Annotated in this window: 7 protein-coding genes and 1 rRNA gene; 3 read left to right on the top strand and 5 right to left on the bottom strand. The window is 43.1% G+C overall.

Features of this window, described 5'->3' with window-relative positions; translation table 11 throughout:
* Positions 1-187 (bottom strand): 16S ribosomal RNA (locus tag B0H94_RS11000); the annotation flags it as partial.
* Positions 188-846: 659 nt separating this feature from the next.
* Between B0H94_RS11000 and B0H94_RS10995 the strand changes: the two genes are divergently transcribed.
* On the top strand, positions 847-1,194 hold the full coding sequence (locus tag B0H94_RS10995) for a YgzB family protein (protein ID WP_106589318.1): 348 nt from the start codon (positions 847-849) through the stop codon (positions 1,192-1,194).
* 143 nt (positions 1,195-1,337) lie between these two features.
* Here B0H94_RS10995 and perR read toward each other — a convergent pair whose 3' ends face one another.
* The 3 genes from perR to B0H94_RS10980 all read right to left on the bottom strand — a co-directional run bounded on the left by perR (position 1,338) and on the right by B0H94_RS10980 (position 3,156).
* A complete protein-coding gene (gene perR, locus B0H94_RS10990; RefSeq protein ID WP_106589317.1) occupies positions 1,338-1,775 on the bottom strand; it encodes a peroxide-responsive transcriptional repressor PerR in 438 nt (145 codons plus the stop codon).
* Positions 1,776-1,908: 133 nt separating this feature from the next.
* A complete protein-coding gene (locus B0H94_RS10985; protein ID WP_181315372.1) occupies positions 1,909-2,178 on the bottom strand; it encodes a cyclic-di-AMP receptor in 270 nt (89 codons plus the stop codon).
* A gap of 27 nt (positions 2,179-2,205) precedes the next feature.
* Complete coding sequence (locus tag B0H94_RS10980) at positions 2,206-3,156, bottom strand: D-2-hydroxyacid dehydrogenase (RefSeq protein WP_106589315.1); 951 nt, start codon at positions 3,154-3,156, stop codon at positions 2,206-2,208.
* Positions 3,157-3,309: 153 nt separating this feature from the next.
* Between B0H94_RS10980 and B0H94_RS10975 the strand changes: the two genes are divergently transcribed.
* Both B0H94_RS10975 and B0H94_RS10970 read left to right on the top strand, forming a co-directional pair.
* Positions 3,310-4,614, top strand: coding sequence for a glutamate-1-semialdehyde 2,1-aminomutase (locus tag B0H94_RS10975; RefSeq protein ID WP_106589314.1), 1,305 nt, complete (start codon positions 3,310-3,312; stop codon positions 4,612-4,614).
* A 74-nt stretch (positions 4,615-4,688) separates the two neighbouring features.
* Positions 4,689-5,786 carry an FUSC family protein gene (locus B0H94_RS10970; RefSeq protein ID WP_106589313.1) on the top strand — a complete coding sequence of 366 codons (1,098 nt, stop codon included), beginning with the start codon at positions 4,689-4,691 and terminating at the stop codon, positions 5,784-5,786.
* A gap of 170 nt (positions 5,787-5,956) precedes the next feature.
* Here B0H94_RS10970 and B0H94_RS10965 read toward each other — a convergent pair whose 3' ends face one another.
* The gene (locus B0H94_RS10965) at positions 5,957-7,702 is read right to left on the bottom strand and encodes an ABC transporter ATP-binding protein (RefSeq protein WP_106589312.1); all 1,746 of its coding nucleotides are present in this window, start codon (positions 7,700-7,702) and stop codon (positions 5,957-5,959) included.
* Positions 7,703-7,777: the final 75 nt, after the last annotated feature.

Here is a 7,777-nt window from a genome sequence, read left to right as displayed (position 1 = left end):
TATTAGCCCCGGTTTCCCGGGGTTATCCCGATCTGCAGGGCAGGTTGCCCACGTGTTACTCACCCGTCCGCCGCTCGATCCACCAGCGTCATCCCCGAAGGGACTCAACTGGTTTCACGCGCTCGACTTGCATGTATTAGGCACACCGCCAGCGTTCGTCCTGAGCCAGGATCAAACTCTCCGATAAAGTGATGCTTGGCATCAATCAAATCGAAGGGATTTGATGTGTTTCGTTTAACGTCAATTAAATTGACGGGCGCACTTGCTTTCATTCAGTTTTCAAAGGGCAAATCATGTTTGCGCTTTGTTTTAAAGCGACATTTATCAATGTAACATCTTACAAACAATGCGTCAATGACTTTTTTCAAAAAGTCATTTTTCCGTACGCTTTTGCTTGATTTTTTCCGCCGCCTCATCAGCGACAATAAATAATTTAACACTAAATCCACCGCATAGTCAACAACTAAAATAAATTTTATGTTATTTTCTTTTTGTATTCTACCACAGTCGATTCGTTGCTACTTTACACTTGCATCATATACAGCCTCCGCTTTAGTTTCGTAGGTTGATTGTGGTCATTTGAACATCTCCCGTTACTACCTAAGCCAAATCGTGACAGCTTGGCGAGCGACACTCAAGCAACAAGCAGCGGCTCAAATTCTTCTTGAAGGAAGAAAGACGATTTGACGATATGCAAAGCAAGGCCTGATTTTCTACATCTGTATATGTAAATCATAATTGATAATGATGAGGGTTGTCACCTACAAGTTTAACGATATCTTCACATCCCACCAATTTCACTTAAATATGACGTATGCTATACTTTGCAATCAGGAGGGAATTACAATGGCACTTAATTACGCAAGCAAAATCAATAAAATCCGCACCTTTGCTCTGGCACTGGTTTTCATCGGGATTCTTGTCATGTACATCGGCATTTTCTTTCGTTCTTCTCCAGTGATTATGTCAATCACAATGATTCTTGGTTTCTTATTTGTTATCTCAAGCAGTGTGGTTTATTTTTGGATTGGTATGCTTTCCACAAAAACTGTTCAGGTGGTCTGCCCTTCTTGTGAGAAATCAACGAAGATTCTTGGACGGGTTGATGCGTGCATGCACTGCGATGAACCTTTAACTTTGGATCCTGAACTCGAAGGCTTAGAGTTCGATGAAAGCTACAACAAAAAACAATAAAACGCACCTATTCGTAAAACACCTTCAAGTAGTAACTTGAAGGTGTTTTTTACTTCCTTGAGTTTTTTAAAAAAACCTTCATATTTCAAAAAGAAATATGAAGGCCAAAAACATACATATACGTACGCGTATATGCGATAAAATTAATGCTTAGCTGTCGTACTGCAATCCGGACATTTTCCGTAAATCTCCATCCTGTGACTTTCTACTTGAAAGCCTGTGACGTGTTCAGCAAGTGACTCTACCTCATCCAAGCCAGGGTAGTCAAAGTCGACAATTTTGCCGCAACTATTACAAATCATATGGTAGTGATCAGTCGTTACACAATCAAAGCGGCTCGAAGCATCACCATAAGTTAACTCTTTAACGATGCCGACTTCTTTAAACACCCTCAGGTTATTATATACAGTAGCCACACTCATGTTTGGAAATTTACCTTCAAGGGCTTTGTATATTTCATCCGCTGTTGGATGCGTCATAGATTCATACAAATATTCAAGAATCGCATGACGTTGTGGTGTCATTCGAACCTTTGTACTTTTCAAGGAATCGATTGCTTGCTGCAGACGCTCAGTTGCCATCGTCATGCACCTCGCTTTCCAACAAACCATTCTTTCTTAATAACCTTTATAAATTAAGTTTATATGAGGCCGGAAAACGTGTCAATAAACAGCCCTTTTCAATACTACTGGTTTTTACCCTTATGACGTTCACTTAATTTTTCGTATCAATGACAAATGAAACAAAACGTTGTGAAGATGGTTGGACTTTCTTCACTTCCTCAATATTTTCACAAGCCTGTCGTAAATCTTCGTTTAACTGATCTACATCTTTTTCATCAACACCAAACAAAAACGTTGTGCTGTTTTTTCTCATAAATGTTCCTGAGCTCGCAAGCTCTGTCATCCGGTATCCGAAGTTTTTCATTTCACGCTCAATGTATTCAGTGTACCAACGATCTACAATACATAAAACGATCTTCACATGCGCCGCCCCCTTGTTTATCACAAATTAATAGCCGCGATCAAGGTTCACTTCATTTACAGCAAAGCGACCGTCAGCTAAGTACATGTGTAAATTCTCTACGAATAATGCGATCGCCCGGTCCTGATACTGTGGCGAGATTCCTGAAATATGTGGAGTCACAGTAACCGAGGAATGTTCCCAGAACGGGTGAGATCCAGGCAGTGGCTCTTCTTCAAAGACATCTAGAATTGCATGGGTAATCTCTTTTTTGTCGAGTGCATCAAGAAGTGCATTTTCATTAACCGTCTGCCCTCGTCCAATATTCATAAATACAGCTTCTGCTTTCATTGCCTTAAAAAAAGCTTCTCCTGCCATATGATATGTTACATCTGTTGCTGGAAGCACCGAGACTACGTAATCACACCTGTTTAAAAATGAGTGCAGCTCCTCTGAGGTATATGTTGCCGTAAAGTTATCTGACGGTTTTCCACTCCTTGTACATGCTAACGTCTCCATTCCAAAGGCTGAACCAATGCGCCCGATCTCTTCTCCAATGGCCCCGGCACCAAGCACACCCAGCGTCTGCTGATTGATTTCTGTCATTGTTACTCTCCGGTTCCATAGCTTAGCCTGTTCCTGGCCCCGGATAACATTACGCTGTCTGGCATAATCTAAAATCATAGCAAACGTATATTCTGCCATCGGGGACTTGTGGATGCCCCGGGCATTCGTTACCTGGATGTTTTTAGCTTTCAGCTCTTCAAACGGCAGCTTATCCATACCAGCGGAAATCACCATCATCCACTGAAGGTGTTCTGCCGAGTTGATGTGCTCTGGCGTCACATCTTCTCCTAGAGTGATGAGGACATCCGCCGTTTTCAGTGACGCTTCTGCTTCCTCCATCGACTTATAAAACTCAAAATTCATTTGTGGAAATTCCTGCACCAACTGTTCCTGTAAGTCTTTACGTATTTTTGCCGATGATACAATTTTCATGTAGCCAGCTCCTTTACACGTCCATAACTCTTTTGACATTTATCTTACCTTAAGTCGTTGTCTTTTCACAATTTTGAATCCTTTATTTCCTCCGGCAGGTTAAGCAATTAATGTTAAAATACAAATAATATCAGCCACAAAGGGGATTTTTAAATGGATCAACATACTTCAAGGGAACTTTACCAAGAAGCGAATGAACATATTGTTGGCGGCGTAAACAGCCCGTCCCGTTCATTTAAAGGTGTTGGCGGCGGCACGCCTGTATTTATGGACCGCGGGGAAGGTGCTCATTTAATCGATGTGGACGGAAACCGCTACGTTGATTTCCTCGGCGCTTATGGACCGATGATTACAGGTCATGCTCACCCTCATATTCAAGCAGCCATTGCAAAAAGTGCTAGTGAAGGAACACTCCTCGGCACGCCTACAGTTTTAGAAAATACATTTGCAAAAATGTTGAAAGAAGCAATCACTTCACTTGAGAAGGTCCGCTTTGTTAATTCTGGCACAGAAGCCGTCATGACAACGATCCGCGTAGCACGGGCTTACACAGGACGCGACAAAATCATTAAATTCTCCGGCTGTTATCATGGGCACTCTGATCTTGTTCTCGTTGCAGCCGGCTCTGGTCCGGCTACGCTTGGCTCCCCCGACTCTGCCGGCGTAACAAAGAACATTGCTGCTGAAGTTGTCACTGTACCATTTAATGACGCTGAAGCATTAGAGCGTGCACTTACAGAATGGGGAAGCGAAACAGCAGCTGTCCTGGTCGAGCCGATTGTCGGGAACTTCGGGATTGTTGAACCAGAAGAAGGATTCTTAGAAAAAGTGAACGAACTTGCTCATGCAAATGGCAGCCTTGTCATTTATGATGAAGTGATTACTGCGTTTCGATTCACCTATGGAAGCGCTCAAGAATTGTACGGCGTTCAGCCTGATATGACAGCTATGGGTAAGATTATCGGCGGCGGTCTGCCGATCGGTGCTTACGGTGGTCGTGCTGATATTATGGAACGGGTGGCGCCACTTGGTCCTGCATATCAAGCAGGCACAATGTCAGGGAACCCTGCTTCAATGCGGGCAGGCATTGCTTGTTTAGAGATTTTAAAAGAAGAAGGTGTTTACGAACACTTGGATCATTTAGGCAAGCTGCTTGAAGAAGGCATTCTTGCTCGTGCGGATCGTTACCGTCTACCTGTGAAAATAAATCGTTTAAAAGGTGCCCTCACAGTTTATTTTACTACTGAAGAGGTAAAAGATTATCAAGGTGCTGAAGATAGTGATGGAATTCTTTTCGCCCGCTTCTTTAAAGAGATGCTTGATCAAGGCGTACACTTAGCACCATCAAAATACGAAGCTTGGTTTTTACAAACGGCTCATACCGAAGCTGATATCACTTTCACTTTAGACGCTGTAGACCAGGCATTTCAAAATATGCGCGAACTGCTTTCTTCGTAAAAAGCAGGCGTTAATCACTTAGATTCCGGGAAAAATAAAGAAAAGCGGTACGTATAGAAAGGTACGATCTGAAAATGAAACTCGGGGCTCGGATATTTAAAACAGGTATTGCAATAACGATTGCGCTTTATGTGGCGCAGCTTATCGGGCTGGAGCCGGCAATGTACGCAGCGATTGCCGCTACCTTTGCCATTCAGCCGTCAATTAACCGGACATTTCAAACCATTACTGATCAAGTACAAGCGAATACCATCGGTGCAGGTCTTGCTGTCATTATGGGCATCACCTTTGGACACCAACCCTTTATTATCGGGGCAACCGTTATGCTTGCTATTGGCATTATCCGAAAGCTGAAACTCGAAGCTTCTACGATTCCGCTTTCGGTCGTAACAATTATTATTATTATGGGTAACCCTGCACCTGTGATGGAGTTTATGATGTTTGCTGCTTCACGCTTTGGTGTCATCATGCTTGGTGTCTTTGCCGCTTTTCTTGTAAACCTCTTATTTATTCCACCAAAATATGAAGAACGCTTGTACAAAGAAGTTGTTCAATTATCCGAAGAAATTTTACAATGGATCCGTTTAATTACGCGTCACGACACAAACCAAAAATCGTTAAAAAAAGATATCCCCCGCATTAACGAAGCGATTGTTGAGATGGATAACTTGTATATCCTGTATAAAGAAGAGCGGGATTACTTTATGCGCAAAAAGCTTGCTAAAGCCCGTAAGCTTGTATTGTTTAAAGAAATGGTGACTACGATGAAAAAAGCATTTACCATTTTGCGCACGTTAGACCATTACGGCAATGAGATGAACCACATGCCGGAACGATTGCAAAAACTTGTGCAGCAACAGCTTGACCATTTAACAAATTATCATGAACGAATCCTGCTTCGTTATGTCGGCAAAGTACGGACACAAAAAACAGACGAGATGGCTGAGGAAGTTGACGAAGGTGAAGAATCCTTAACTGACTTGTTTATGGACTTATACGATCACCAGGAAATTGACCGTGATGAATGGCTGCACGTCTTACCGGCAATCTCTCACATTGTCGAATATTACGAGCAGCTTGATCATTTAGACCGACTCGTCGAAAGTTTTTTCAGCTATCACAAATCCACTAATACCGTTGACATTGAAGAACCCCATGAAGAGGATAAATAATAAAAAAGCAGGGCCGGGATGATGAAACTTCCCGGCCCTGCTTTTTTATAAGTTCGTGTTGCCTGTTCTGCGCGGCTGGCTCCTGCTTCTGCGTGATTACGTTGAGGGAGAAGAGCACCTCTCGTGCCAATATGTCGGCTCCTGCTTCTGCGCGATTGTCTTTGCGCTATTTACGTTAAGTGCTGCACATTAAACAGCTTGTAATAACTACCCTTCTCTCTCATCAGCGCTTCGTGACTTCCACTTTCAACAACACGACCGTTTTCCATCACAATAATCCGGTCGGCATGCGTAATTGTAGAAAGCCGATGGGCTACAATAAATGTTGTACGGTGACGGGCTAGCGTCTCCATTGCTTCTTGAATGTAGTGTTCGCTTTCTAAATCGAGAGCAGAAGTTGCTTCATCAAACACAAGAAGCGGCGGGTTTTTCAAAAACACACGTGCAATGGCAACTCGCTGCTTCTGCCCGCCGGAAAGCTTGATGCCCCGCTCCCCTACTTCAGTATCGTAGCCATAAGGAAGTTCTTGAATAAATTCGTGGGCATTTGCTGCTTTTGCAGCAGCAACAATTTCTGCATCAGTTGCTTCTGGGTTTCCCATTGAAATGTTTTCTTTGACCGAATCACTAAACAGGACGTTATCCTGTAAAACCATCCCTATATGATCACGCAGGCTTCGGACTTGATAATCACGAATATCATGGCCATCTAAACGGATAGCCCCTGAACTTACATCATAAAACCTCGGCAGCAAGCTTATTAAGGTGCTTTTACCGCCCCCACTCATACCTACGACAGCCACCGTTTCTCCAGCTTTGACATGAAAGTTCACATCCTGCAGGACAGCACCATCTTCATTTTCATATTGAAAATGCACATTTTCAAAGGAAACCTCGCCTTTTGGGTGTGAAACGGGAACAGCGCCGTCACGATCTTGAATATCATAATGCTCATCAATAAATTCAAAGACACGATCCATCGATGCAATCGACTGAATTAGCTGTGTTGACGAGTTCACAAGCCGGCGCAGTGGATTGTAAAGTCGCTCCATATAAGATACAAAGGCGACCATTTCCCCGACACCAAGTCCTGCAGTTAATGCAGCATAGCCAGCGGCAAGAATGACGATAAGCGGAGCAACATCCGTAATTGTATTTACAACTGCAAATGTTTTCGCATTCCATTTGGTATGATCAACCGCCCGATTTAAAAATGCCTGGTTCCGCTCATCAAACTGCGATTGGGCATGATCTTCGAGCGCGAAACTGCGAATCACACTCATCCCCTGCACCCGCTCATGGAGGTGACCTTGAACATCTGCCAAAGCTTGTGAGCGAGCCCGGGTTAAGTGGCGGAGATGCCCATAAAAGTATTTAATCGCGACGATATACAACGGTAAAAGTGCTAGAGCTACAAGAGTGAGCCACACATTCATCGTTAACATGATCGCTACGGCAATTAAAATTGTGGCCATATCAAGCCAGATGTTCATCAATCCTGTGATCACAAAATTTTTCGTCTGCTCCACATCGTTAATAACCCGTGAAATGATCTCCCCGACTTTGCGATTAGAATAAAAACGCAGACTCAATTTTTGAATGTGGTTAAACAGCTGCTGACGAATATCGTATAAAACTTTATTTCCTGTCCACTGTGCAAAATACTGCCGGTAGTATTCCACAGGCGGACGTAGAATTAAAAAGGCTACGATCGCACTGCCGATGAGCCAGCTTAACATTGAAACTTGCTCACTTGTTGATAAAGCTTCATTTAAAATAATGTCGTCGATGACATACGCTAGCAATAAAGGCGTTAACAACGGAATACCGAACTTTAAAACACCGATAAAAACGGTGAAAACAATGATTTTTTTATAAGGAGCTACAAACTTTAAATACCTTCGAATTGAACCCATTTACTCCCCTCCTTTCTCTGCTTCTTAAACCATCAAAAGCAAGAACCTCCCCGATTGGGAAGGTCCACAAGTCCT

The organism is Salsuginibacillus halophilus, assembly GCF_003014715.1.
GTDB classification, from domain to species: domain Bacteria; phylum Bacillota; class Bacilli; order Bacillales; family Marinococcaceae; genus Salsuginibacillus; species Salsuginibacillus halophilus.
This window is presented reverse-complemented; position numbering and strand designations above follow the sequence as displayed.

Bases quoted from the DNA above. Each gene is read 5' to 3' on its own strand.
- B0H94_RS10965 (WP_106589312.1), bottom strand. From the start codon at position 7,702: ATGGGTTCAATTCGAAGGTATTTAAAGTTTGTAGCTCCTTATAAAAAA.
- B0H94_RS10970 (WP_106589313.1), top strand. From the start codon at position 4,689: ATGAAACTCGGGGCTCGGATATTTAAAACAGGTATTGCAATAACGATT.
- B0H94_RS10980 (WP_106589315.1), bottom strand. From the start codon at position 3,156: ATGAAAATTGTATCATCGGCAAAAATACGTAAAGACTTACAGGAACAG.
- B0H94_RS10995 (WP_106589318.1), top strand. From the start codon at position 847: ATGGCACTTAATTACGCAAGCAAAATCAATAAAATCCGCACCTTTGCT.
- B0H94_RS10975 (WP_106589314.1), top strand. From the start codon at position 3,310: ATGGATCAACATACTTCAAGGGAACTTTACCAAGAAGCGAATGAACAT.
- perR (WP_106589317.1), bottom strand. From the start codon at position 1,775: ATGGCAACTGAGCGTCTGCAGCAAGCAATCGATTCCTTGAAAAGTACA.